20 protein-coding genes are annotated in these 26,985 nt (G+C 55.4%); 10 read left to right on the plus strand and 10 right to left on the minus strand.

Features of this window, described 5'->3' with window-relative positions:
• The first annotated feature begins 112 nt into the window (after positions 1 to 112).
• From HVZ37_RS16850 to HVZ37_RS16860, 3 genes are read left to right on the plus strand one after another with little or no spacing between them, the layout of a single operon-like run.
• Positions 113 to 631 carry a YfiR family protein gene (locus tag HVZ37_RS16850; RefSeq protein WP_044255216.1) on the plus strand — a complete coding sequence of 173 codons (519 nt, stop codon included), beginning with the start codon at positions 113 to 115 and terminating at the stop codon, positions 629 to 631.
• Positions 624 to 1,847 carry a diguanylate cyclase DgcN gene (gene dgcN / locus HVZ37_RS16855; RefSeq protein ID WP_181627770.1) on the plus strand — a complete coding sequence of 408 codons (1,224 nt, stop codon included), beginning with the start codon at positions 624 to 626 and terminating at the stop codon, positions 1,845 to 1,847. Before HVZ37_RS16850 ends, dgcN begins: the two co-directional genes overlap by 8 nt.
• A 15-nt stretch (positions 1,848 to 1,862) precedes the next feature.
• Positions 1,863 to 2,345, plus strand: coding sequence for an OmpA family protein (locus tag HVZ37_RS16860; protein ID WP_042999692.1), 483 nt, complete (start codon positions 1,863 to 1,865; stop codon positions 2,343 to 2,345).
• A 3-nt stretch (positions 2,346 to 2,348) separates the two neighbouring features.
• Here the strand turns inward: HVZ37_RS16860 and HVZ37_RS16865 are convergent, their stop codons facing one another.
• From HVZ37_RS16865 to ffh, 7 genes are all read right to left on the minus strand, one after another.
• Positions 2,349 to 3,707, minus strand: a complete 1,359-nt coding sequence (locus tag HVZ37_RS16865; protein WP_181627771.1) for a PepSY-associated TM helix domain-containing protein — start codon at positions 3,705 to 3,707, stop codon at positions 2,349 to 2,351.
• Positions 3,708 to 3,763: 56 nt separating this feature from the next.
• Positions 3,764 to 4,180, minus strand: a complete 417-nt coding sequence (locus HVZ37_RS16870; protein WP_249418370.1) for a DUF2946 domain-containing protein — start codon at positions 4,178 to 4,180, stop codon at positions 3,764 to 3,766.
• Positions 4,181 to 4,315: 135 nt separating this feature from the next.
• Complete coding sequence (gene rplS, locus HVZ37_RS16875; RefSeq protein WP_012134695.1) at positions 4,316 to 4,663, minus strand: 50S ribosomal protein L19; 348 nt, start codon at positions 4,661 to 4,663, stop codon at positions 4,316 to 4,318.
• A gap of 40 nt (positions 4,664 to 4,703) precedes the next feature.
• Positions 4,704 to 5,471, minus strand: coding sequence for a tRNA (guanosine(37)-N1)-methyltransferase TrmD (gene trmD, locus HVZ37_RS16880; RefSeq protein ID WP_042999689.1), 768 nt, complete (start codon positions 5,469 to 5,471; stop codon positions 4,704 to 4,706).
• A gap of 44 nt (positions 5,472 to 5,515) precedes the next feature.
• On the minus strand, positions 5,516 to 6,064 hold the full coding sequence (gene rimM, locus HVZ37_RS16885; protein WP_042325915.1) for a ribosome maturation factor RimM: 549 nt from the start codon (positions 6,062 to 6,064) through the stop codon (positions 5,516 to 5,518).
• Between the two features lie 18 nt (positions 6,065 to 6,082).
• Positions 6,083 to 6,331 (minus strand): 30S ribosomal protein S16, encoded by a 249-nt coding sequence (rpsP, locus tag HVZ37_RS16890; protein WP_042325918.1) that lies wholly within the window; start codon positions 6,329 to 6,331, stop codon positions 6,083 to 6,085.
• 270 nt (positions 6,332 to 6,601) lie between these two features.
• Positions 6,602 to 7,963, minus strand: coding sequence for a signal recognition particle protein (gene ffh, locus HVZ37_RS16895; protein WP_042325920.1), 1,362 nt, complete (start codon positions 7,961 to 7,963; stop codon positions 6,602 to 6,604).
• A 165-nt stretch (positions 7,964 to 8,128) separates the two neighbouring features.
• Here ffh and HVZ37_RS16900 point away from each other — a divergent pair, with 165 nt between their 5' ends.
• Entirely contained in the window at positions 8,129 to 8,920 is a 792-nt protein-coding gene (locus HVZ37_RS16900) for an inner membrane protein YpjD (RefSeq protein WP_042999687.1), read from the plus strand.
• A 19-nt stretch (positions 8,921 to 8,939) separates the two neighbouring features.
• Positions 8,940 to 10,226, plus strand: a complete 1,287-nt coding sequence (locus HVZ37_RS16905) for an HlyC/CorC family transporter (RefSeq protein WP_042999686.1) — start codon at positions 8,940 to 8,942, stop codon at positions 10,224 to 10,226.
• Between the two features lie 81 nt (positions 10,227 to 10,307).
• On the opposite strand, the gene grpE is transcribed toward HVZ37_RS16905, so the two are convergent.
• On the minus strand, positions 10,308 to 10,901 hold the full coding sequence (grpE, locus tag HVZ37_RS16910; protein WP_042999685.1) for a nucleotide exchange factor GrpE: 594 nt from the start codon (positions 10,899 to 10,901) through the stop codon (positions 10,308 to 10,310).
• A 122-nt stretch (positions 10,902 to 11,023) separates the two neighbouring features.
• Here grpE and nadK point away from each other — a divergent pair, with 122 nt between their 5' ends.
• The 3 genes from nadK to bamE all read left to right on the plus strand — a co-directional run bounded on the left by nadK (position 11,024) and on the right by bamE (position 14,143).
• On the plus strand, positions 11,024 to 11,902 hold the full coding sequence (nadK, locus tag HVZ37_RS16915; protein ID WP_042325929.1) for an NAD(+) kinase: 879 nt from the start codon (positions 11,024 to 11,026) through the stop codon (positions 11,900 to 11,902).
• Positions 11,903 to 11,987: 85 nt separating this feature from the next.
• On the plus strand, positions 11,988 to 13,649 hold the full coding sequence (recN, locus tag HVZ37_RS16920; protein WP_042999683.1) for a DNA repair protein RecN: 1,662 nt from the start codon (positions 11,988 to 11,990) through the stop codon (positions 13,647 to 13,649).
• A 149-nt stretch (positions 13,650 to 13,798) separates the two neighbouring features.
• Complete coding sequence (gene bamE, locus HVZ37_RS16925) at positions 13,799 to 14,143, plus strand: outer membrane protein assembly factor BamE (protein ID WP_044255202.1); 345 nt, start codon at positions 13,799 to 13,801, stop codon at positions 14,141 to 14,143.
• 54 nt (positions 14,144 to 14,197) lie between these two features.
• On the opposite strand, the gene HVZ37_RS16930 is transcribed toward bamE, so the two are convergent.
• Both HVZ37_RS16930 and HVZ37_RS16935 read right to left on the minus strand, forming a co-directional pair.
• Entirely contained in the window at positions 14,198 to 14,488 is a 291-nt protein-coding gene (locus HVZ37_RS16930) for an RnfH family protein (protein WP_042999681.1), read from the minus strand.
• Positions 14,478 to 14,954, minus strand: coding sequence for a type II toxin-antitoxin system RatA family toxin (locus HVZ37_RS16935; RefSeq protein ID WP_042999680.1), 477 nt, complete (start codon positions 14,952 to 14,954; stop codon positions 14,478 to 14,480). The genes HVZ37_RS16930 and HVZ37_RS16935 overlap by 11 nt, the downstream gene beginning before the upstream one ends.
• 130 nt (positions 14,955 to 15,084) lie before the next feature.
• On the opposite strand from HVZ37_RS16935, the gene smpB reads away from it, so the two are divergent.
• Together smpB and HVZ37_RS16945 are read left to right on the plus strand one after the other, a co-directional pair.
• On the plus strand, positions 15,085 to 15,567 hold the full coding sequence (smpB, locus tag HVZ37_RS16940; RefSeq protein ID WP_042325938.1) for an SsrA-binding protein SmpB: 483 nt from the start codon (positions 15,085 to 15,087) through the stop codon (positions 15,565 to 15,567).
• 616 nt (positions 15,568 to 16,183) lie between these two features.
• A complete protein-coding gene (locus HVZ37_RS16945; RefSeq protein WP_181627772.1) occupies positions 16,184 to 26,920 on the plus strand; it encodes a BapA/Bap/LapF family large adhesin in 10,737 nt (3,578 codons plus the stop codon).
• Positions 26,921 to 26,985 lie beyond the last annotated feature (65 nt).

Consider the following 26,985-nt stretch of genomic DNA (forward strand, 5'->3'; position numbering starts at 1 on the left):
TACGTTAATCTACAAGGTATAATGACGCTCCGCAAAAATAATGCTATTTTGCTTTAAACAAAACATGGATGTATTTTGATGACTGATAAAAGATGCTGGTGAGGAAATCGTTATGTCCGCTTCTCACCGATGCCTGATGCTGCTGGTGCTCTTACTGGCAGGATCGCCAGTTTTTGCAAATGACATCCCTGATGCGGCGAAGAACGTTCGCACCATGGTCTCTGGCATTGTCAGCTATACGCGCTGGCCTGCCCTCTCAGGGCCACCCAGACTGTGTATTTTCTCGTCTTCCCGGTTCGTCAACGTCCTGGGAGACAGCAGTGATACGTCGCTGCCTTATCAACCTGTTATTATTTACACCGAACAAGAAGCATTAACTGCGCGTTGTGATGGTGTTTATTTCGGCAGCGAATCTCCCACTGCTCAGGTTGAATTAGCGAATAAATATCCGTCTAAGGCGTTGTTATTAATTGCAGAACAGAATGCCGAATGCATTATTGGCAGCACCTTTTGTCTGATTATTAACAATAATGATGTCAGATTCGCCGTTAATCTGGATTCCTTGTCACGCAGTGGCGTAAGAGTCAATCCGGATGTATTGATGCTCGCACGGAATAATAAAAATGGATAAGGATCTTTCCCTAACCCCCCGTCCCACATTTAAGCGAGCGTTGCGACGCATCAACATCACCAGCGTGATCGTGACCATGACGTTGATCTGGCTGCTGCTATGTGTGGCCTCGGTGCTGACGTTAAAACAGTATGCGCAAAGGAACCTCGAGCTCACGGCGGCGACAATGACCCATAGTCTGGAAGCTGCGCTGGTATTCGCCGATGATGCCGCCGCCGCAGAAACGCTGGCCGCGCTCGGCCAACAGGGGCAATTTTCCGCCGCTGAGGTTCGCGACAATAATCAGAATGTCATTGCCTCCTGGCGCTACAACGCGCTGGAGAACGACGATAAGCTAGGGGATTTTATTAGTCACTGGCTCTTTCCCTTCCCCGTCGCCCAGCCCGTCTGGCACAGTGGTGAAATTATCGGTGAAGTTCGACTTACCGCACGCGACAGCTTAATCAGCCACTTCATCTGGCTTTCTCTGGCGGTACTTACCGGGTCGATTCTGCTGGCCTCCGGTATTGCCATTTTGCTGACGCGTCACCTGCACCGTGGTGTGGTTGAGGCGCTGCAAAATATCACCGAGGTGGTGCACGATGTGCGTACCAACCGTAACTTCTCCCGCCGCGTCTCTGAAGAGCGGATTGAAGAGTTCCACAATTTTGCCCAGGACTTCAACAGCCTGCTGGATGAAATGGAAGAGTGGCAGCTGCGTTTGCAGGCCAAAAATGCACAATTACTGCGAACGGCGCTGCACGATCCGCTGACCGGGCTGGCAAACCGGGCGGCGTTCCGGAGCAGCATCAGCGCCCTGATGAACGACAATTCAGCCCGTAGCAGCTCAGCGCTTCTGTTTCTTGATGGCGATAACTTCAAATTTATAAATGATACCTGGGGACATGCCGCAGGCGATCGCGTGCTGATTGAAGTCGCCAGACGACTGGCTGAATTTGGCGGCAACCGCCATATTCCTTATCGCCTCGGCGGAGATGAGTTTGCCGTCGTGCTTTACGGCGTCCATTCAGACTATGAAGTCCAGCGAATCAGCGCCGCGCTGTCACACGAGTTTAATCGTCCTTTTGACCTGCATAACGGACATTTAGTCAGTATGACACTGAGTATGGGTTACGCGCTGACCTGGGAGCACGCTTCCGCCGAGAAATTACAAGAACTGGCCGATCGTAATATGTATCAGGCTAAACATCAGCGCGCTGTGCGCTCGATAAAATAAAAAAGGAATGCACACATGCTTAAGCGTCTTTTATCCCCATTCATTCTTGCCACACTACTGCTGGCAGGCTGTCAGGCTCCACAGGGCAAATTCACCCCTGAGCAGATAGCAGCCATGCAATCGTACGGATTTACTGAATCCGCGGGAGACTGGTCCCTGGGGCTTTCCGACACTATCCTGTTTGATAAGAATGACTACAAACTGCGTGCGGAAAGCCAGCAGCAGATTCAGTCGATGGCCGCTCGTCTGGCTTCAGTCGGTCTGAATCATGCGCGTATGGATGGGCATACCGATAACTATGGCGAGGACAGCTACAATGAGGCGTTATCACTCAAGCGCGCCAATGTCGTGGCGGACGCGTGGTCAGAAGGTGCGAAGATTCCGCGAACCAATCTGACCACTCAGGGATTAGGGAAAAAATACCCCATCGCCAGCAACCAGTCGGCGAAAGGTCGCGCTGAAAACCGCCGTGTCGCCGTGGTCATCAGCACGCCTTAGTCCTCAGTCGGCTGGCTGCACGATTACCGCGCGTGACGCGTGAACCCAGCGCAGCCAGTCGACCAGCATAAACAGCAGCAGACTCCCCCCCAGCACCGGCATTGCCAGTCCGAGCGTCATCGCCAGTAACCCAACACCTGTACGCCCCCAAACGCTCAACATGAGCCAGCTTTGAACCAGCGTCTGCGCCGGACTGGCTGATGGGCCGGCAGGACGGCGAATCCACCACAGCCGATAACCAATCACGATCATCAGGCAAAGGCCAACGCCAAAACCGATGAGCAGTAATTGGTTCGGCAATCCCAGCAGAATGCCCATATGAAAATCGACGCCCCAGCGCGTCAACTTCGCCATCAGCGGGAAGTCGGCAAATCGGGTATGGTCAGTCACCTGAAGCGTCGTCGGGTCAACGGCAACGGCATCAACCTGCGTAGGCCATCGGCGATCGATTTCCGTTACCGTCCACCCGTGCTGCGCATCCTTCGGCGGGCGAATCTCCAGCCGAAGCGCATTGAGGCCAGCCGTCTGCGCGGTCTGTAATACGGTATCGAACTGACGGATATTCACCTGGACAGCAGGCATCTCCCTGCCGCCATGGTGGTCTGCGTGCTCATCATGAAGCGGGCGAGCACCATGAAGTTGAGCGTTAAGCTGTGGCGTCAGCCAGCCAAACGCGGCGCGCATTTTATCCACATTGCCGCCAGCCCACTGCGACCAGGTCAGTCCGGTTGCTGAAAACAGCAGCATTCCGACTAACAACAGCCATCCCAGCGTAACGTGCAAGCGACGGTGGTTTTGTACCGGATTGTTCAACCGGCGCCGGGGTCGCGTTACTGACCAGAGTGTAATACCGCCCAGCGCCGCCACCCACATCCAGGATGCCGCCAGTTCACTGTAGAGACGCCCGACCTCCCCCAACAATAGCGAACGGTGGGCATAATCAATCCACTGCCGCAGCGGCAGGATACCGCTGGTGCCGTACACCGGCATATCGCCTTTCACGGCCAGGGTTACCGGATCGATAAAAATGGCCCGATGTTCAGAAGCCGCCAGCGCAGGGTCGGTAAACATGATGCGCGTTGTATCGCCCGGCTCCAGTCCAGGGCGGACGGCGTGCAGGCGCAGGTGCCCACCAGTCACCTGCTGCGCGATCGCAACCTGTGCCGCCAGCGATTGCGGCTCTCCCTGCGTCGTCCCGTTAAGTGCCTGAGCGTAAATGGCCTCTTCCAGCTGCGGCGTCGCCACATACAACGTGCCGGTCAGTGCGGCAACAAAGATAAATGGCCCGACAAACAGGCCGATGTAGAAATGAAGGCGTCGCAGCAGGGTTATCCATGCCGCGCGCGGTGTGCAGGTTGTCATACTTTTCCTCAGAAAAAGCAAAAGAGTGTCGTGACGCTTATGCGTCAATCTTATTTTCAGTAACAGGAAAGTGAGGACCTGCGCGGCGGCGCGCGCGTATCAGGATACAGCCAGGGGAAGAAATACCAGTGTTTTACCGTCGGACGAGTGGGTTGACATTGCACTCTGAGCAGAACGCCGCAGAGCAGAATCATCATCGCCAGGATAAGCCCTGGAACATGAGCCAGTAATACACAATAGCCACAGGCTTCGCCGTGATCGACAGGTATCGGAATGGAAGGAGAATCACCGTGATGCCCGGTGTGCTTCGCCATCGAACTCATCTCATGATGCATACCCAGCATCGCGCTCATTGGATCTTTTTGCAGTGCAACGGAGATTAGCGGGGCAATGACAATCAGCAGGATCGCAAACAACGCGAGACATGCCGCGTGCCGCTGAAAACCTGACTGACGAAATTTACCGTTATTCACTGTCCCTCCCGCAGAGAACGAGGGGCATTGTAAATGATTTATGAACTGAAGGTTAACGTTGTGAGTATTACGGAGATAAAAAAAGGGCCAGCCAACTGGCCAGCCCCTCTAACAGGATGTCGCCTGAGCGATATCTTAGTTAAGACGCTCTTTGATACGAGCTGCCTTACCAGTACGCTCACGCAGGTAGTACAGTTTAGCTTTACGAACGGCACCACGACGTTTAACAGCAATGCTGTCAACAACCGGAGAGTGAGTCTGGAAGACACGCTCAACGCCTTCGCCGTTGGAAATTTTACGAACAGTGAATGCAGAGTGCAGACCGCGGTTACGAATAGCGATAACCACGCCCTCGAATGCCTGCAGACGTTTTTTGGAACCTTCAACAACCCATACTTTCACTTCCACGGTATCACCCGGACGGAAGGAAGGTACGTCCTGCTTCATCTGCTCTTGTTCAAGTTGCTTAATAATGTTGCTCATAATTTAATCTCTTATCCTGGGTAAACTGATAATCGGGGGCTTACGCCATCCCATCATGTTTATGTTGCTGTTGCGCGTGTTCCGTTTTGAACTCCGCCAGCAACCTTGCTTGCTCTTCAGTCAGAGCCAGGTTTTCCAGAAGTTCAGGTCTTCTAAGCCAGGTGCGACCCAGCGACTGTTTCAAACGCCAGCGACGTATCTCAGCATGGTTTCCTGACAGTAACACTGCCGGGACGTCCATCTCTTCTAACACTTCAGGTCGGGTATAGTGCGGGCAGTCCAGCAATCCATCCGCAAAGGAATCTTCCGTTGCCGATGCCTCATGACCCAGAACCCCCGGAATAAACCGGGAAACGGAGTCAATCAGTACCATTGCCGGTAACTCGCCACCGCTGAGAACGTAATCGCCGATTGACCATTCTTCGTCAATTTCGGTTTGGATCACGCGCTCATCTATGCCTTCGTAGCGACCACAGACCAGAATCAGCTTTTGATTCGTAGCCAGTTCGCTGACGCCTGCTTGATCAAGCTTGCGTCCCTGAGGTGACAGATAAATCACCTTAGCGCCTTCACCCGCCGCGCTTTTTGCTGCATGAATGGCATCCCGTAAGGGTTGTACCATCATTAACATCCCCGGTCCGCCGCCGTAAGGACGATCGTCCACGGTACGGTGCCGGTCATGCGTGAAGTCACGAGGACTCCAGCTCTGGATGTTCAGCAGGCCATTTTTAACAGCCCGGCCAGTTACCCCGTAATCGGTAATTGCGCGAAACATTTCTGGAAACAGGCTAACGATACCTATAAACACAAGCCAATCCCCATCACGCCGTCATTTACCGCTTATCCGGTGGTTTAAAAACCAGGATCCCAATCTACTTCGATAGTCCGCGTAGTGAGATCGACTTTCTTGATAACCTGCCCATCGAGGAACGGCACGAGGCGTTCCTTGATACCAAACGCATCTTTCAGGTTTGCCTTAATGACGATGACGTCATTCGATCCGGTTTCCATCATGTCGACGACTTTACCGAGATCGTAGCCTTCAGTGGTCACTACCTGGCAGCCCATCAGGTCTTTCCAGTAGTAGTCACCTTCTTCCAGTTTTGGCAGTTGCGTAGAATCCACGACAATTTCGCAATTGGTCAACAGATTCGCAGCATCCCGATCTTCAACGCCTTTCAGCTTGATGATCAGATCCTGATTGTGGTGCTTCCAGCTTTCCAGCTGTACTTGCTGCCACTGACCCGCCTTCTGGATAAACCAGGGCTGATAGTCAAAAATGCTTTCGGCGTCTTCAGTGGAAGAAAACACTCTGAGCCAACCACGAATACCGTAAGACGATCCCATTTTCCCTAAGACAATCGGGTCCACGGGTGCTTGCGCAGTGAGTTGCTTGCTCATCATGACCACCGTGACAGATTAAGCTGCTTTGCTTACTTCTTTGATCAGCGTAGCAACGCGATCAGAAATGGTCGCGCCCTGGCCAACCCAGTGAGCGATGCGATCCAGATCCAGGCGAGTGCCTTCTTCTTTTTCGCTAGCGATTGGGTTAAAGAAGCCAACGCGCTCAATGAAGCGACCGTTACGTGCGTTACGGCTGTCAGTAACAACAACCTGGTAGAACGGACGCTTTTTAGCGCCGTGACGAGCTAAACGAATAGTTACCATAACATCCTCTTGTGTGAATAAAACAACCGGGCCCCATCGAGGAACGGAGCCCGGTGTCATATTAAAAGCCCGAAAATTTTACTGATTTCTGGGGAAATTGCAATCAGCATCTTGATGCTGGACAGTAAACAAGGGATAGAAGATGTATATCGGTGAAGCCAGTTTCGTTCCGGCGTGCGCGCAAAAAGCGGAGCGTACACGTAGTACGTGAGCATTTCGAGCACACCCCGGAACTAAAATGGCAAACAAGATAGCCTTATACCCTTGTTTTTAGCGACCAGGGAATCCTGGCGGCATCATCCCTTTCATACTTCGCATCATTTTGGCCATTCCGCCCTTCTTCATCTTCTTCATCATGCGCTGCATGTCGTCGAACTGTTTCAGAAGGCGGTTAACGTCCTGCACCTGCATACCGCAGCCTTGTGCGATACGGCGTTTACGGGACCCTTTGATGATTTCCGGCTTCGCGCGCTCTTTCAGCGTCATCGAGTTGATGATCGCCTCCATGCGCACCAGCACTTTGTCATCCATCTGTGACTTCACGTTGTCCGGGATCTGCCCCATGCCCGGCAGCTTGCCCATCAGGCTCGCCATGCCGCCCATGTTTTTCATCTGGCGCAGCTGTTCCAGAAAGTCGGTCAGATCAAAACCGTCGCCCTTTTTCAGTTTCGTCGCCAGCTTCTCAGCCTGCGCGCGGTCAACTTTGCTTTCGATATCTTCGATCAGCGACAGCACGTCGCCCATGCCGAGAATACGTGACGCGATACGATCCGGATGGAACGGCTCCAGCGCCTCGGTTTTCTCGCCAACGCCGAGGAATTTGATCGGCTTGCCGGTGATGTGACGAATAGAGAGCGCAGCACCGCCACGGGCGTCACCATCAACTTTAGTCAGCACCACGCCGGTCAGCGGCAGCGCTTCATTGAACGCCTTCGCGGTATTCGCCGCATCCTGACCGGTCATCGCATCGACCACAAACAGGGTTTCTACCGGATTGATAGAAGCATGGACCTGCTTGATTTCGTCCATCATCGCTTCATCAACGTGCAGACGACCGGCGGTATCCACCAGCAGCACGTCGTAGAATTTGAGTTTGGCTTCTTTCAGCGCCGCGTTAACGATATCGACCGGCTTCTGGCCGACATCCGACGGGAAGAAATCAACGCCAACCTGCTCGGCCAGCGTTTCCAGCTGTTTGATCGCCGCAGGGCGATATACGTCAGCGGAGACGACCAGCACTTTCTTCTTGTGCTTTTCGCGCAGGAACTTACCCAGCTTACCGACGCTGGTGGTTTTACCCGCACCCTGCAAGCCCGCCATCAGCACCACGGCTGGCGGCTGCGCAGCCAGATTCAGGCTCTGGTTCTCTTCGCCCATCGCCGCCACGAGTTCGTTACGGACAATCTTGACGAACTCCTGCCCTGGCGTCAGGCTCTTGTTAACTTCATGCCCAACCGCTTTCTCTTTTACGCGATTGATAAACTCTCGCACTACCGGCAGCGCAACGTCAGCCTCCAGCAGCGCCATGCGCACTTCGCGCAGCGTCTCTTTAACGTTGTCTTCAGTAAGGCGTCCGCGGCCACTGATATTGCGCAGCGTGCGCGACAAACGATCGGTTAAATTATCAAACATTGTCTCTCGCCTGGGGTGGAAACGGTTGGTCGCTCAAGCGACACATGAACAGAATTTTGTCGCAGTATAACATGAAGCCGTCTTTGTTGTTATGCAACGGTTGGAGCCGCGGTCACGTAACGCTATACTGCTTCTCTTTCTCACTGGCCAACTGTCGACACCACTATGCCCGTTTTTGCTTTGCTCGCCCTTGTCGCCTATTCCGTCAGCCTCGCGCTGATCGTCCCCGCTCTGCTGCAAAAAAACAGCGGCTGGCGGCGTATGGCCATTCTTTCTGCGGTTGTCGCGCTGGTGTGTCACGCCATTGCGCTTGAAGCCCGCATTCTGCCGGGTGGTGATAGCGGACAAAACCTGAGCCTGCTGAACGTCGGTTCGCTGGTCAGCCTGATGATCTGTACGGTGATGACGATTGTCGCCTCGCGCAACCGTGGCTGGCTACTGTTGCCAGTGGTGTATGCCTTCGCGCTGATCAATCTGGCTTTCGCGACCTTTATGCCGAACGAGTTCATCACCCACCTTGAAGCCACGCCGGGAATGATGGTCCACATCGGGTTGTCGCTGTTCTCTTATGCGACACTCATTATCGCCGCACTGTACGCGCTGCAACTGGCGTGGATCGACTATCAGCTTAAAAACAAAAAGCTGGCATTCAATAATGAAATGCCGCCGCTGATGAGCATCGAACGCAAGATGTTCCACATCACGCAGATTGGCGTGGTCCTGCTGACGCTCACCCTGTGTACCGGCCTGTTTTACATGCACAATCTGTTCAGCATGGAAAATATCGACAAAGCGGTGCTCTCGATCATCGCATGGTTTGTCTATATTGTTCTGTTGTGGGGACATTATCATGAAGGCTGGCGCGGTCGTCGTGTTGTGTGGTTTAACGTCGCAGGCGCCGGGATCCTGACGCTGGCTTATTTCGGTAGCCGGATATTGCAGCAGTTTGTCAGCTAAGCCTTAAAGGAGGCGCCCCCTGGAACACATCTCCACCACCACGCTGATCGTCACATTGATCGTCATGGTGGTTATCTCCGCTTATTTTTCCGGTTCCGAAACCGGAATGATGACCCTGAATCGCTATCGCTTACGCCACCTTGCCAAACAAGGGAACCGTCCAGCAAAGCGCGTTGAAAAGCTGCTGCGTAAGCCCGATCGCCTGATAAGCCTGGTACTAATTGGTAATAACCTGGTCAATATTCTTGCTTCGGCCATCGGCACCATTGTCGGTATGCGTTTGTATGGCGATGCGGGCGTTGCCATCGCCACCGGCGTGCTGACCTTCGTCGTGCTGGTGTTTGCCGAAGTTCTGCCAAAAACCATTGCGGCGCTGTACCCGGAAAAGGTGGCCTATCCCAGCAGCTTCCTGTTGGCGCCGTTACAGATTCTGATGATGCCGTTGGTCTGGTTGCTCAACACTATCACCCGATTACTGATGCGCATGATGGGCATTAAAACCGATATCGTCATCAGCGGTTCGTTGAGTAAAGATGAGTTACGAACCCTCGTGAATGAATCCCGCTCGCAAATTTCCCGGCGCAACCAGGACATGCTGCTGTCAGTGCTCGATCTGGAAAAGGTCAGCGTGGATGACATCATGGTGCCGCGCAGTGAAATTATGGGAATTGATATCAATGACGACTGGAAGTCCATCGTGCGTCAGCTATCGCACTCGCCGCACGGGCGTATTGTGTTGTACCGTGACTCGCTGGATGACGCTATCAGCATGCTGCGCGTTCGCGAAGCCTGGCGGTTAATGTCGGAAAAGAAAGAGTTCACCAAAGAGACCATGCTGCGCGCCGCCGATGAGATTTACTTCGTCCCGGAGGGCACGCCACTCAGCACACAGCTCATCAAATTTCAGCGTAATAAAAAGAAAGTCGGCCTGGTGGTCAATGAATATGGCGATATTCAGGGGCTGGTCACGGTGGAAGATATTCTTGAAGAGATTGTCGGCGACTTTACCACCTCGATGTCACCTACGCTGGCTGAGGAAGTGACGCCGCAAAATGACGGTTCGGTGATTATCGATGGCAGCGCCAACGTGCGGGAAATTAACAAAGCGTTTAACTGGCATCTGCCGGAAGACGATGCGCGTACGGTAAATGGCGTGATTCTGGAAGCACTGGAAGAGATCCCGATTGCGGGCACTCGCGTGCGCATCGGTCAATATGATATCGATATTCTCGACGTCCAGGAGAATATGATTAAACAGGTCAAAGTGTTGCCCGTTAAACCGCTGCGGGAGAGTGTCGCGGAGTAATGAAAACGGCCCGCCGGTTTTCCAGTGGGCCGTAGGCCGGATAAACATCAGCGCCATCCGGCAATATAAATAGCCGAAAGATTAACCTTTCGCTTTCGCAACGGTCACCATCGCCGCGCGGATCGTACGACCGTTTAGCGTATAGCCTTTCTGCATAATACCCAGCACGTTGCCCGGCGCGATGTCTTCAGACTCGACCATCGCAATCGCCTGATGCACGTTCGGATCCAGCGCAACGTTCGTCTCAGCAATCACTTCAACGCCAAACTTGCGCACCACATCCAGCATCGATTTCAGGGTCAGTTCGATCCCTTCCACCATAGGCTTCATATCCGGATTGGCTTTGTCCGCCACTTCCAGCGCGCGATCCAGGCTATCAATCACCGGCAGCAGTTCATTGACGAATTTCTCCAGCGCGAACTTGTGTGCCTTCTCAACGTCCAGTTCGGTACGGCGACGCAGGTTTTCCATTTCCGCTTTTATGCGCAACACCGCATCACGTTCACGGGTCTGAGCTTCAGTAAGCTGCGCTTCCAGATTCGCAATTTTTTCATCGCGCGGATCCACCTGCTCAGCAGAAGCGTCTGATTCAACCGCCTCAACTTCTTCGTGCTGATCCATGATAATTTCTTCCGGGGCTTGCCCCTCAGGCGTTTTCTGTTCTTTACTACTCATGAATTTCTCCGCGTTTTTTTCGCATTCATCTCGCTAACTTCGCTTATTATGGGGATCAGATTCAGGGTTTCAAGGGAAGCACTCACATTGTCATCAATCTTCGTCACAAGGACCTCGAAAAAATGAATAATCATTTCAAGTGTATCGGCATTGTGGGACACCCTCGGCACCCCACGGCACTCACGACACATGAAATGCTCTACCGCTGGTTATGCACGAAAGGGTATGAGGTCATTGTTGAGCAACAAATCGCTCACGAGTTGCAGTTGAAGAATGTGAAAATTGGCACCCTGGCGGAGATTGGCCAGCAGGCAGACCTCGCGGTGGTTGTCGGCGGTGATGGCAATATGCTGGGTGCGGCGCGAACGCTGGCGCGATACGATATCAAAGTGATCGGTATCAACCGTGGCAATCTCGGCTTTCTGACTGACCTTGACCCCGATAACGCGCAGCAACAGCTCGCCGACGTGCTGGAAGGTCATTACGTCGCGGAAAAACGCTTTCTGCTGGAAGCACAGGTGTGTCAGAAGGACTGCCAGAAGCGTATCAGTACCGCCATTAACGAAGTGGTGCTGCATCCCGGCAAAGTCGCGCATATGATTGAGTTTGAAGTCTATATTGACGAAAGCTTTGCCTTCTCTCAGCGTTCCGATGGCCTGATCATCTCAACGCCTACCGGTTCCACCGCCTATTCCCTCTCCGCCGGCGGGCCGATTCTGACCCCGTCGCTTGATGCCATCACGCTGGTGCCGATGTTCCCGCACACCCTTTCTGCGCGTCCGCTGGTCATCAACAGCAGCAGCACTATTCGGTTGCGCTTCTCGCACCGCCGTAACGATCTCGAAATCAGTTGTGACAGTCAGATCGCGTTGCCGATCCAGGAAGGTGAAGATGTACTGATCCGCCGCTGTGACTATCACCTGAATCTCATCCACCCTAAAGATTATAGCTATTTCAATACATTAAGTACCAAATTAGGCTGGTCAAAAAAATTATTCTAATTTAACACCAACCTCTTTACTGTATAAAAAACCAGTTTATACTGTATGTAATTACAGTTATGGTTTTTCATACAGGAAAACGACTATGTTGGCACAACTGACCATCAGCAATTTTGCTATCGTTCGTGAACTTGAGATCGATTTTCAGAGCGGAATGACCGTCATCACCGGTGAAACTGGGGCGGGTAAATCTATTGCAATTGATGCGCTCGGCTTGTGCCTTGGTGGCCGTGCTGAAGCCGACATGGTCCGGGCCGGCGCCAGCCGTGCTGACCTGTGCGCCCGTTTTTCGCTGAAGGATACCCCTGCAGCCCTGCGCTGGCTGGAAGAAAACCAGCTTGAAGAAGGACGTGAGTGTTTACTTCGCCGCGTGATCAGCAGCGACGGGCGTTCCCGTGGTTTTATCAACGGGACTGCGGTTCCCCTCTCTCAGCTTCGCGAACTGGGACAACTGCTCATTCAAATTCATGGCCAGCACGCGCATCAGTTGCTGACCAAAGCTGAACACCAAAAATCCTTGCTTGATGGCTACGCGAATGAATCCGTGCGGGTGCAGGATATGGCTGCGCGTTACCAACTCTGGCACCAGAGCTGCCGTGATTTAGCACATCACCAGCAGCTGAGTCAGGAACGTGCCGCTCGTGCGGAACTGCTGCAATATCAGCTTAAAGAGCTGAATGAATTTAACCCGCAGCCGGGTGAGTTTGAACAGATTGATGAAGAGTACAAGCGCCTGGCCAACAGCGGCCAGCTTCTCTCCACCAGCCAGAATGCGCTGTCACTGATGGCAGACGGTGAAGACGTTAACCTACAAAGTCAGCTCTATACCGCAAAGCAACTGGTTAGTGAACTGGTCGGTATGGACGGTAAGCTCTCAGGCATTCTTGATATGCTGGAAGAGGCAACGATTCAACTCACGGAAGCCAGTGACGAGCTGCGCCACTATTGCGATCGCCTGGATTTAGACCCTAATCGCCTGTTCGAACTGGAACAGCGTATCTCGAAGCAAATTTCGCTGGCCCGTAAACACCACGTCAGTCCGGAAGCGCTGCCACAGTATTACCAGTCGTTACTGGAGGAACAGCAGCAGCTCGACGATCAGGCCGACTCGCTGGAAACGTTGACTCTGGCCGTGAACAAACACCGCCAGCAGGCGCTGGAAGCAGCGAAAGCGCTGCATGAGCAACGTCAGCACTATGCCCAGGAACTGAGTACCCTCATTACCGAGAGTATGCACTCACTCTCTATGCCACACGGTCGTTTCACTATCGACGTGGCGTTTGATGAGCACCATCTGAGCCAGGACGGCGCAGACCGCGTCGAGTTTAAAGTGACAACTAACCCAGGCCAGCCGATGCAGCCGATTGCCAAAGTGGCCTCCGGTGGGGAACTGTCGCGTATTGCTCTCGCCATTCAGGTGATTACCGCACGTAAGATGGAAACCCCGGCGCTGATTTTCGATGAAGTCGATGTCGGCATCAGTGGTCCAACAGCCGCAGTGGTCGGGAAATTGCTGCGTCAGCTCGGTGAGTCAACACAAGTGATGTGCGTCACGCACCTTCCACAAGTGGCGGGATGCGGTCATCAGCACTTTTTTGTCAGTAAAGAGACCGACGGCGAAATGACCGAAACGCACATGCAACCACTGGATAAACGCGCACGGTTACAGGAGCTGGCGCGCCTGCTGGGCGGCAGCGAAGTAACGCGCAACACCCTAGCAAATGCGAAAGAACTGCTGGCAGCGTAAACTTTTTTGCACCCTAACGGTCAGAGTAGACAACAAAAACGCCGTCGGACCCGTAAGCAAAAGGTTTTAAAGTGGTGAAAGGTCTATTATCATCGGCATATTACATATGAGCCACGTACTGCTCGGGCCCGAAAAGGAATCAAATCACTATGCGCTGTAAAACGCTGACTGCTGCCGCAGCAGTATTATTGATGTTGACCGCAGGCTGTTCCACTCTGGAGCGAGTGGTTTACCGCCCTGATATCAACCAGGGGAACTATCTGACCGCGAACGATGTAGCCAAAATTCGTGTGGGCATGACGCAACAACAGGTTGCCTATGCGCTGGGTACGCCGATGATGTCCGATCCGTTTGGCACCAACACCTGGTTCTATGTGTTCCGTCAACAGCCGGGCCATGAAGGTGTTACGCAGCAAACGCTGACGTTAACCTTCAACAGCAGCGGTGTATTGACCAATATCGATAACAAGCCTTCGTTGACCAACAATCCGTAAGCTTGTCTTCAGATAACAAAAAAGGTGCTCTCAGAGCACCTTTTTTGTTATCTGCTATTTTTTTGCCGATTTCTCTGCCCGCTGTCTGCGCAACTCTTTCGGATCGGCAATCAGTGGTCGATAAATTTCTACCCGATCGCCATCCTGTAACACATCCGCCAGCTTGACCGGACGACTGTAAATACCGACTTTGTTTTTCGTCAGGTCGATATCGGTTCGCAGTTCCAGCAGCCCCGACGCGCGGATAGCCTCTTCGACCGTTGCCCCCGGCTGCAACGTCACCGGTTGCAGGTACTGTTTCTCAGGCAGCGCATAGGCCACCTCAACGACAATCTTAGGCGACACGGTAGACCTCTTTGGCTCGAACCGTAAAAGCCTGCACCATATTGGATGCCAGCTCTTTGAAGATACGGCCAAACGCCAGCTCGATCAGCTTATTGGTAAACTCGAAATCGAGATGAAACTCAATGCGGCAGGCATCCGTACTCAGCGGCGTAAATTTCCAGCCACCAATCAATTTTTTGAACGGACCGTCGACCAGATGCATCAAGATACTCTGGTTACTGGTTAACTGATTTCGCGTGGTGAACGTCTTGCTGATCCCCGCCTTAGAGACATCCACTGCGGCCGTCATCTGTCCTGGTGTAGACTCGAGAACACGGCTGCCGGTACAACCCGGTAAAAACTGGGGATAGGACTGAACATCATTCACTAACTGATACATCTGTTCCGCACTGTAAGGGACTAACGCGGTTCGACTAATCTGCGGCATAGCTCTTTCCATCAACAAAAATCGAACAAATAATACCATTTATCACAAGGTAAAAAAAACGCTATCCCACAATAGGGTACAACCACGTTCATGTTAAGATATCTCCTTGCGCCCCAAAGGATGAAATGGGGTGTTTTTCGATTCCAGATTACCTATACTGAGCGGCACTATGACGAAGAAAAAAGCACACAAACCTGGCTCAGCCACCATCGCGCTCAACAAGCGCGCGCGACACGAATACTTTATCGAAGAAGAGTTCGAAGCGGGACTCGCTCTGCAAGGGTGGGAAGTGAAATCCCTGCGCGCCGGTAAAGCCAACATCGGCGACAGCTATGTGATCCTGAAAGACGGCGAAGCGTACCTGTTCGGCGCTAACTTTACGCCGATGGCGGTGGCCTCCACGCACGTGGTGTGCGATCCCACTCGCACCCGTAAACTGCTGTTGAATCAGCGTGAACTTGATTCCCTGTATGGTCGCGTGAATCGTGAAGGCTACACTGTTGTCGCCCTTTCTCTGTACTGGAAGAATGCCTGGTGCAAGGTCAAAATTGGCGTAGCGAAGGGTAAGAAACAGCACGACAAACGTTCCGACCTGAAAGAACGTGAATGGCAACTGGATAAAGCGCGCATTATGAAAAATGCCGGACGCTAACGATGTTATTATGTGACCTGCCTCGCATTTGAGGTAGGTCATCATTATTTACCTGTTGAAACTCCAAAAATATATTCTCTCCTTTATTATTTCTATTTCCCCGAAACGTAAAACTGATAAGAATATATCTTCAACCCTATTCATATTACGTACATAGTCCAATAATCTAATACTTCAAATAATTTTTTTTGACATTTTAATAGTCAAAAATACCAATACAATTTATGTAAGAAATCAATACCTATCCGGCTAACAGAAATCATAAAATTAATTTCAATACAATGAGATAAATCACACTCGCTTTCCGCACCGTACCGTTTCACGTCGCCAATCGGTGCAAAACTGTATATATTTTACCGCCACTAAACAAATCGCAAATATACGTTAATTTGCAGAATGAGTTCTTTCTGACTATATCATCTAATACGAAAGTACCAGTGGATCAAAAAAACAAAGGGTTATTCAACGCAACAGAAACCATCATCTGCACGGCCATAACATTGTCATCACCGGCAAGAATTCATCCACATGATGAACGGGATCGCTCGTCTGTACTTTTCCCTGCCCGGTAGTTTTAACGAATTTATGCACAGAGCTAGCCATCAGGAGTGATCATATGCGTCATCTCGCCGTTATATCCAGGTTGACGGGCGTTTCCACCAATGTTGAAGCCTCTGAAGTCACACTTAATGCCCCTTCCATTGTGAAATTATCCGCAGAGCGTAGCGACATCAGCCAACTGGCTCGTGTGAATCAGGATCTGGTGATCACCTTTACGTCCGGTGAAAAACTGACCGTTAAAAATTTCTATGTGGCGAACGACCAGGGGGCCAGCCAACTGGTGCTGGAAGACAGTCACGGTGCTCTGTGGTGGGTGGAAAACCCGGAAAACGGTCTGCATTTTGAACAAATTTCAACCATTGACGATTTACTGGTTACTGCCGGCGAATCTCACGAAGGCGGAGCACTCTGGCCATGGCTTCTGGGTGGCGCGGTTGCTGCCGGTGGAATCGTGGCCATCGCATCCTCGGGAGGTGGCAGCAGTCATCATCATGATAACGACAATGGTAATCCTGATGATGGTTCCGGGAACGGCGGCACGCCGGGGGACGCGGGCGGAAATAACGGAAGTGGAAATAACAGCGGCGGCGATAACAACACGAACCTTCCGGGCGGGGAAAATTCCACACCACCGACGGCCCCTGTGATTACCAGCGCAACAGATGCCGTCTCCGCCATTACGGGGGCGATTCAGGAAAACCAGAGCACCAACGACAGCCAGCCGATGATTGCCGGTACAGGTGAAGCTGGCTCCGTCATCACCCTCTATGACAATGGGCAGGTCATGGGGATCGTTATCGTCGATGAACAAGGAAACTGGAGCTATAAACCCGACCTCCCGCTTTCCGAAGGCGAACACGTACTGACCGCGACCGCGACGGACGAAAACGGTAATACCAGCGCCATCTCCGGTGATTTCACCTTTACCGTCGACACGATTGCCCCTGATGAGGTCTCCGGGTTAGCGATTTCTGAAGATGGGCTCTGGGTTTCAGGGATCGCAGAAGCGGGTTGTGTCGTCACGATTTTCGACAACCAGCACAATGTCCTGGCCTCGGTTCAGGTCGATGACACTGGCCGGTTTACCGTTCGCCTCACTTCAGCGCAAACCGATTCCGAACAGCTGTATGCCGATATTTCTGACGCTGCGGGTAACGAAGGTGACGAAGCCGCCTTTCTCGGTTCCGACTCAGGTTTTCCTGATGCCCCCACCATTACCGGCATCATTGATGACACGCAACCCATCGCGGTGACGTTAGGCAGCGGTCAGTTTACCAAGGACACCACCCCCACCCTTACAGGTACCGCGTTGCCTGGCGCAGTCGTGACCATTTATGAAAATGGTATCGCGATCGGCACGGCGAGTGCCAACGATGGCACGTGGACGTTCGATCTGACAGATGTGCCTGAAGGGTTGCACAACTACACGGCCACGCAGACCACAGAGGACGGCGTCAGCGGCAATACGATAGAATTTGCGGTCACCGTGGATACTACCCCACCGGCGGCTCCCGACGATCTGCTCGTCTCGCAAAACGGAACCGTCCTGACCGGCAACGCCGAGGCGGGAAGTAAAGTCACCATTGCTGACGCCAGCGGCACCACGCTCGGCACCGTAACCGCAGACAGCGAAGGGAAATTCAGCTTCCCGCTCAACCCGCCACGGGTAAACGGAGAAGTTCTGACCGCCATCGCCACGGATAAAGCGGGAAATGACAGCTCGCCAGCCAACGCAACCGCTCCAGATACTACGCCTCCGCAGGCGGCCGGTGATCTGGATGTTTCCGACGATGGGACAACCGTAACCGGTACCGCCGAGCCAGGCACGACGGTGACCATTTACGGCAGCGACAACACCCCGCTGGGATCTGAACAGGTTCAACCCGACGGTTCATTCACCGTCACACTGAACCCACCACAAACCAACGGAGAGATTTTAACCGCCATCGTCAAGGATCCGGCGAATCTGACCAGTCCTCCGGCGACCGCCCTCGCCCCGGACACGACCCCGCCGCAGCCCGCCGGAAACCTGGACGTCTCGGATGATGGCACCACCGTAACGGGGACAGCAGAACCCGGCAGCACGGTGACGATTCGCGATCCGGACGGTAACCCGATTGGCCAGGGTCAAACCGACGGCGAGGGGAATTTCACCGTCACGCTGGACACGCCGCAAACCAATGGTGAAACGCTTACTGCCACAGTGACCGATCCGGCAAATCAGAACAGCACGCCAGCCAACGTTACCGCGCCGGATACCACCGCGCCGCAGCCACCTACGGCGGTTATTTCAACAGACGGCACCACCCTGACCGCCACCGCCGAACCCGGCAGTACGATTACGATTAAAGACAGTGACGGCAATACGCTGGCGGAAACCGGTCCGGTACCGGAGAGCGGAACGCTGGTGATCACCCTTAACCCGCCGCAGGCCAACGGTGAAACGCTGAGCGTCACCGCCACCGACGCCGCGAGCAATACCAGCCAGCCAACTGACGTTACGGCCCCGGATATCACAGCGCCAGACGCCCCCGTCATCAGTGCGATTATCGATGATGCCGGCGCGCAGAAAGGCAATCTGAGTAACAGCCAGCGCACGGACGACAACACGTTGACCTTAAACGGTACCGGTGAACCCGGCGCAACCATCACCATTCTGGACGGAGGGACCCCGCTTGCGGGAACCGCCACCGTGGACAGCAACGGCAACTGGACGCTCACCACACCGGTGCTGGGCGACGGCGACCATACCTTCACCGTCACCGCGACCGATGCGGAAAACCAGACCAGCACACCTTCTGCACCCATCACGATTACCGTCGATACCACGCCGCCAGTCGTTCCGATCGTGACCCTGACTGACAACACTGGCAGCAACGTAGGTGAACTGACGGACAACGACGTGACCGACGCCACGCAACCGGTGTTAAGTGGAAGCGGCACCGCCGGAGACACCATTACGGTGTATGACGGAACGGCGATCATTGGCACGACAAAAGTTGCGGAAAACGGGAGCTGGAGCTTTACCCCGACTCCCGCGCTGGGCGAAGGCGACCATACGCTGCGCGTCACCGCCAGCGATCCTCTGGGCAACACCAGCGAGAAATCCTCCCCGATAACCATTACGGTGGATACCACCGCCCCCGACACTCCGGCGCTGACGCTGACGGATGGCGCAAATGGCCCACTCACCGACGGTCAGGCGACCCGGGAAACCCAGCCGGTTCTGAGCGGTACGGGAACAGATGGCGATATCATCAGCATTTACGACAATGGCGATCTGGTTACCACCGTCACGGTGAATAACGGCGTCTGGAGCTACACGTCGGATGCCCTTGATGAAGGCGACCATGTTTTTACCCTCACCAGCACCGATCCGGCGGGCAATATCAGTGAACCCTCCGCGCCGATCGGCATTCTGGTAGATACCACCCCACCCGCCGTGCCCAACCTGACCGTCACTGACCGCGTCGGCAATCAGACCGGCACTCTCGATAACGGTCAGTACACCGATGATACGCGACCGCTGCTGAGCGGAAGTGGTACGCCAGGCGACACGATCACTATCACGCTGGATGGCGTCGCGCTGCCATCGCTGGTGATTGATAATTCCGGGAACTGGAGCATCCCGTCGCCACTGCTGTCGCAGGGCGACCATATCATCAAGATCACCGCGACCGATCCCGCCGGTAACAGCAGCACCTCGCCGGATCGCATTGTTCGCGTGGATACCCAGGCGCCAGGCACGCCAACGCTGGTTGTGAGCGATGATGACGGGGCGTTGAACGCCGGAGCGCAAACCAACGATACCACCCCAACGCTGAGTGGGACGGGCGAGACGGGTAGCATTGTTACCATTCTGAATAACGGCGTGGAGATTGGCACTGCCGAGGTCATTGATGGCGTCTGGAGCTTTACCCCGGATAGCGCCCTGGTCGAAGGCCATTACAACTTTAGCGTGACGGCAAAAGATGCCGCAGGTAACACCAGTCAGCCGTCAGAAGCGACTGGCATCATCATTGATACCCAGGCACCCGACGCGCCGTTTATCACCTCGCTGGGCAGTCCGGCAGTCACCAATCAGCCCGGGTTACCCATTAGCGGTACCGGCGAACCCGGCAGCACCATCACCCTGTCGAATGGCAGCACGGTGATTGGCACGGCTGAAGTCGATTCCGCAGGAAACTGGACGATCACCCCGGATTCGCCGCTCACCGAAGGCAATTACACGTTGACGGCAACGGCCACCGATCCGGCGGGGAACGTCAGCACACCTTCCGCCTCCATCTCGCTGAACGTCGATCTGACTAAACCGGCGTCCCCGGAGGAGGTAACGATCACAGCCGATGGCGCGACGGTCAGCGGCACGGCAGAAACCGGCAGCACGGTGACAATCCGCGATACCGACGGCAATGTGATTGGTACGGGCGTGGCAACAGACGGCACGTTCCAGATTCAGGTCACGCCAGCGCAAACGGGCGTCAATTCGCTGACCGCTACGGCGCAGGATGCCGCCGGTAACACCAGCGATCCCACAAACTTTACCGGCTCCGGCACCGGGTTGCCGGTCATCAGCGCGATAGTCGATGACACCGGCACCATTCAGGGCGATCTGAAGAGCGGACAAACCACTGACGATACGCAACCGGGGCTGCGCGGCGTTTCCACACCGAACTCAACCGTCGATATTCTGGTCGACGGCATCGTTGTCGCGTCAAACGTCCCGGTTGACGAGAACGGCAACTGGAACTGGACATCCACCGCCACGTTAGCCGAAGGCCTGCACACCTTCGAGGTTATCGATACCGTGGATGGCAGCAAAGCGTCAGCCGTGGTCAACATCACCGTCGATCTCACTCCACCGGCACAACCGTCGATTGGCAGCGTGACAGATGATGTCGCCCCAGGTACGGGAACGCTGACCAGCGGGCAGACGACCAACGATACCCGTCCTACCCTGAGCGGCAGCGGCACCAACGGCGAAACCATCACGATTTACGATGGCAATACGCCAATCGGTCAGGTACAGGTCGTCAACGGCACGTGGAGTTTTACGCCTCCCACCGGTCTGGGGGAAGGCAGCCACAATCTGACCATCACTGCCACCGATGCGGCAGGGAATACCAGCGTCGCGTCGGAAGCATTTGTCGTGGTGGTGGATACCACGCCGCCAGTAGCGCCAACCCTTACCAGCGCCACGGATAACAGCGAGCCGCAAACAGGCGTCATCAGTAACGGTGGCAGCACCAATGACACCACACCCGCCTTTACCGGCAGCGGTGAAGAAGGCAGTACGATTACCCTCTATGACAATGGCGTGAAAATCGGCACCACGCAGGTCACCAACGGTAGCTGGAGTTTTACCTCTCCGACGCTTGCCACAGGCTCACATGCGATTACCGTCACCGCCACCGATGCGATGGGTAACGTCAGCGCGCCTTCCACCGCGTACACGGTGAACGTCGATACCACCGCGCCACGGGTACCGGTGATTCAAAGCGTCACCGATGACACCACCCCGTCAACCGGCGTACTGGCGAACGGACAAAGCACCAATGATACTCAGCCAACCTTCCAGGGAACGGCGGAGCCGGGCGCCACTGTTACGCTGTATGACGGCGGACTCGCCGTGGGCAGCGTGGTGGTGGGCACCGATGGAAGCTGGTCGCTCTCACCGGATACCCCATTAGGCAGCGGCCCACACAATCTGACCGTCACGGCCACGGACGCGGCAGGCAACGAAGGCCCGTCCGCCGCGTTCACTCTGACCGTGGACACACAGGCGCCATCGGCTCCTGTCATCAGTTCCGTCAGTGATGATGTCGCCCCGAATAGTGGTTCGCTGAACAACGGACAAAGCACCAACGACACGCGGCCAACGCTGACCGGAACCGCCGAAGCGAACAGCACCGTCAGCATTTTTGACGGCACCACGCTGCTAGGCACCGTGCAGGCCAACGGTACAGGCGCATGGACCTTTACGCCCACAACCGCACTGGGCAATGGCTCACACACGTTCAACGTAACCGCCACAGACGCGGCCGGTAACGTCAGCCCTGGCACCGCCTTTACTGTGGTCGTCGATACGGTTGCCCCTCCGGCTCCCACCATCGTCAGCGTCACCGATAACGTGACGCCAGGAACCGGTGCGCTCACCAGCGGGCAAAGCACCAATGATACCCGCCCGATCATGACCGGAACCGGTGAACCCGGTAGCACCATTAACGTCTACGATGGCAACGTTCTGCTTGGCACCGCCACCGTGACCGAAGGCGGGAGCTGGAGCTACCGGCCGGACGGATTGTCCCAGGGGGCCCACTCGCTGAGGGTCACCGCCACCGACAGCGCGGGCAATACCGGCCCGGCATCAGCGAATTTTACGCTGACGGTCGATACCGTTTCGCCTGGCGCGCCAATAATCAGTAATGTGCAGGATGACGTTGGCCCGGTCACCGGCAGTCTGAGCAGCGGTCAAACCACCAACGATGCGCGTCCTGTTTTCACCGGCACCGGTGAACCGGGGACCACAATCAGCATCGCGGACAACGGCGTTCCCCTCGCCAGCGTGACGGTTGAGGCGAACGGGAGCTGGACCTTTACCCCCACCAGCGATCTGGGCCAGGGGAATCATCCGTTAACCTTCACCCCAACGGATGCCGCCGGTAACGTCGGTCCTTCTGCCAGCTTCACCGTCACGGTAGATACCGCCGCGCCGCTGGCACCGGTAATCACTTCTGTGGTCGATGACAGCGCGCCGCAAACCGGCAATCTGTCGCCCAATCAGAGCACCAATGACACTCGCCCTACGCTTAACGGCACGGCAGAGCCAGGCACCACGCTAACCTTTACCGATAACGGCACGGTCATTGGCAGCCTCGTTGTCGGTACGGACGGCAACTGGACCTTCACACCAACCACCGCCCTGACTAACGGCGCGCATACCCTTGCTGTGACCGCGACTGACGCCGCGGGCAACGTCGGTCCGGCGGCCAGTTTCGCCGTCACGGTGGATACGCTGGCGCCAACCGCGCCGGTGATTACCACCATTCTTGATGATGTCAGCAATATCATCGGTCCCGTCGGCAGCGGACAAAGCACCAATGACACCCTGCCAGAGCTGCGTGGCACCAGCGAGCCGGGCGCATTCATCACACTCTATGACGGCGCAACGTTACTCACGCCAACCCCGATTCAGGCGGATGCCAACGGCGCGTGGAGCTTTACGCCTACCACCGCACTGACGGAGGGTACGCATACCTTTACCGCCAAAGCCACCGACGCCGCGGGCAATGTCAGCGCATCATCGGCGACATCGACCATCGTGGTGGATACCACGCCGCCCGGCACGCCGACCAATCTGGCGGTAGTCACCAACGGCAGTCACGTCACCGGTACGGCAGAGGCCGGCAGCACGGTCATTATCACCAGCAGCAATGGCACGGTGCTGGGTACCGGCGTTGCGGACGGCACCACTGGCAGCTTTAACATTCTGATTACCCCTGCGCAGGTCGGTGGAGAGACGTTGCAGGTAGTCGCCCAGGACAAAGCGGGTAATACCGGGACCTCCGGCAGCGTCATTGCGCCGTTCAGTGGTCTGCCTGGTGCCCCGGTGATCGCCTCGTTGACGGACGATGTGGGCTCTATCACCGGCCTGGTGGCCAACGGTCAGGGCACCAATGACGCCAGACCGTTGTTAAACGGGACGGGTCAGCCGTTCTCCACCATCACGGTGTACAGCGACGGCGTCTCTATTGGCAGCACCAGCGTGGATGCGCAAGGTAACTGGTCACTGACCCCGCAGGCCAACATCGCCGACGGAACGCACATCCTCACCGCCACAGCCACTAACACCAACGGCACCAGTACGCTGTCATCCGGTTATACCGTCACGGTGGATACGGTCACGGCCGCGCCAACGGGCACCGTGAGCGCCGACGGTGCCAGCATCAGCGGCACCGCTGAAGCGGGCAGTACGGTGAGCATCACGCTTAGCACGGGCTTAACGGTGACCACAACCGCCAACAGCAGCGGCAATTACACCTATACCTTCGATCGCAAACAGACCAGCGGCGAGAACATCAGCGTCAGCGCCACGGACGCCGTCGGCAACGCCTCGACCCCGACGCAGGTCACCGCGCCAACGCTGCCCATCTCGGCCAGCGATAACGTTGAAAATCTGGAGTTAACCTCCAGTGCCACCGTCACAACCGAGCAACTGAGCGACTATGGTTTGCTGCTGGTTGGCGCGCTGGGCAACGTGGCGAACGTGTTAGGTAACGATACGGCAGCCGTGGAGTTCACCATTCAGGACGGCGGCAGCGCCAGTCTGGTGATAGACGCCAGCGCTACCGGGGTTGTGCTCTCGTTGCTGAATACGCAGGAGGTGGCGATCCAGAAATATGATGCCGCGACTAACTCGTGGACCACGGTCATCGACACCGCGCAGGCACAGTTTGCCAATTTACTGACGCTCGGCAGCAGCGGCGTCACGGTGAACGTGTCCGGACTGGAGGGCGGTACTTATCGGGTTCTGACCTATAACACCGCGCTGCTGGCAACCGGCTCTTATACCGCACTGAACGTCAGCGTCGAAGAGACCAGTGCCGGTACCATCACTACCACTACGCCGCAGACTGGCAACGTGCTGAATAACGACAGCGCGCCGCAGGATACTCTTGTCACCACAGTCACTAACGCCAACGGACAAGTCTTTACGCTTTACGCTGGCAGTAACGTCATTCAGGGTGTCTACGGCACGCTGACGATTAATCAGGACGGTAGCTACAGCTATGCGCTGAACCCGAACAGTCCGGCCTCAGTGATTGGCCGCACGGATAGCTTCACCTACACCATCAACGGCGGCGGCAACAGCGCCTCGGCGAAGCTGGTGATTACTCTGGGCAATGACGCTCCGGTCAGCAGCGTGACCGCCGTCGATAACGTCTCCACCCTGCCCTATGACACGCATGTGGAGGCGATCAACAACGGGGCGTCCTCGCAGGGCGGCTTTACGGTGGTGAACGTCAGTCTGGGCAACGTGCTGGATCTGGGCGTACTGGACAAACTGAGTAACCCGATTATTTTCGACGTTGAGCAGGGTTCTACGCGCACCATGACGCTGCAATCCTCCATTGGCGGCGTGGCGGTGGCGTCCAGCTTCGATCTGTACATCTATCGCTTCAACGACGTCACCCAGAAGTTTGAACAGTGGCGAGTGGAGAAAAACTGGCTGAACGCACCGCTGCTGGGCGGTCAGTCCGACAAGCTGACGCTGAATCTGCCGGGCGGCGAATACCTGTTCCTGCTGAACCCGGCATTTGGCGTCACGGCGTTAACCGGCTATATCCTGAACGTGCTGGAGGATCATGTTTACAGCGTTGACAGCCTGACCACCAGCACCCAGGGCAATGTGTTGAGCGATGATATCGCCCCCGCCGGCACGCTGGTCACCCAGGTAAACGGTGTGGCGGTTGCCGCTACCGGCCCGACGACTATTGTCGGCACCTACGGCACGTTAACCATTGATGCGAAAGGGAACTACACCTACACCCTGAAAAGCGGCGTAGGCGCGGACGGCACCAAAACACCGGACAGCTTCATCTACACGGTGAAAGCGCCAAACGGGGATACCGATACCGCCTCGCTCAATATCCAGCCGACTGCCCGTCCGCTGGATGCCGTGAACGATGTCAGCGATACCCTGTTGGCCCCGTCCGTACAGGACACCACGAGTTATCTGGATTCCACCGTCGGGAGTGCCAGTTGGGGAGTCCTTGGCAGAACCGGTAGCGGCAGCGGAACCTTTGACGTCGCGGCAGGCACCATTCTGAAAGGCGCGTCCATCGTCTTTGATGTCTCGACGCTGGTGACGCTGGGCAATCTGACCATTAGCTGGTCAATACTGGAAAACGGCGTGGTCGTTCGCTCCGGTACCGTGCCGGTCGCCAATATCACGCTCGGCGGCGCCACCGTGACCGTCAATCTGAGCGGGCTGGAGCTGGATGGCGGCACCTACACGCTGAATTTCACCGGCAATAACACCCTGGCGGGCGCAGCGACCATTACGCCGAAAATCACCGGGACGACGGTCGATCTGGATAACTTCGAAACCTCCGGCACGCACACCGTCAGCGGCAATATCTTTGACGGCAGCGACTCCGGCGGTGCGATGGATCAGTTGAATACCGTCGATACGCGCCTGACCATTACCGGTTACAACGGCAGTACCGCCACGCTGGATCCTTACTCCAGCGCCACTACAACCATTCAGGGCCACTACGGTTCGCTGCAAATTCGCACCGACGGTTCGTACACCTACACGCTCAACAACGGTGTGGCGCTCTCGTCCATCACCACGAAGGAGACATTCACTTACACGCTCAATGACACCCACGGTCATACCGATACCGCCACGCTGACGGTGGATATCGCCCCGCAGGTAAGCAGTACCGTGCAAAGCGACGTGCTGGTGGGATCGGTATATGGCGACACGCTGATCTACAACCTGCTCAACGCCAGCGATGCCACGGGCGGCAACGGGACTGACACATGGAGAAACTTCTCGCTGGCGCAGGGCGACAAAATTGACATCGCCGATTTGCTGGTGGGCTGGAACGGGCAAACCGCCTCGCTGGGCAACTATCTCAGCGTCAGCACCAGCGGCGGCAATACCACCCTCTCTATTGACCGTGACGGGGCGGGCAGCACTTACCACTCCACGCAACTGGTAACCCTGGAGAATGTACAAACCACGCTGACGGAGCTTATCGAACAAAACCATATTGTGACCTGATAAAGGCCAGTAGCACGACCACACAACGACCCCGGGCGCACGCTCGCCCGGGGCAAAAAACAACG

The organism is Citrobacter sp. RHB35-C17 (genome assembly GCF_013816795.1).
Lineage (GTDB): Bacteria > Pseudomonadota > Gammaproteobacteria > Enterobacterales > Enterobacteriaceae > Citrobacter_A > Citrobacter_A amalonaticus.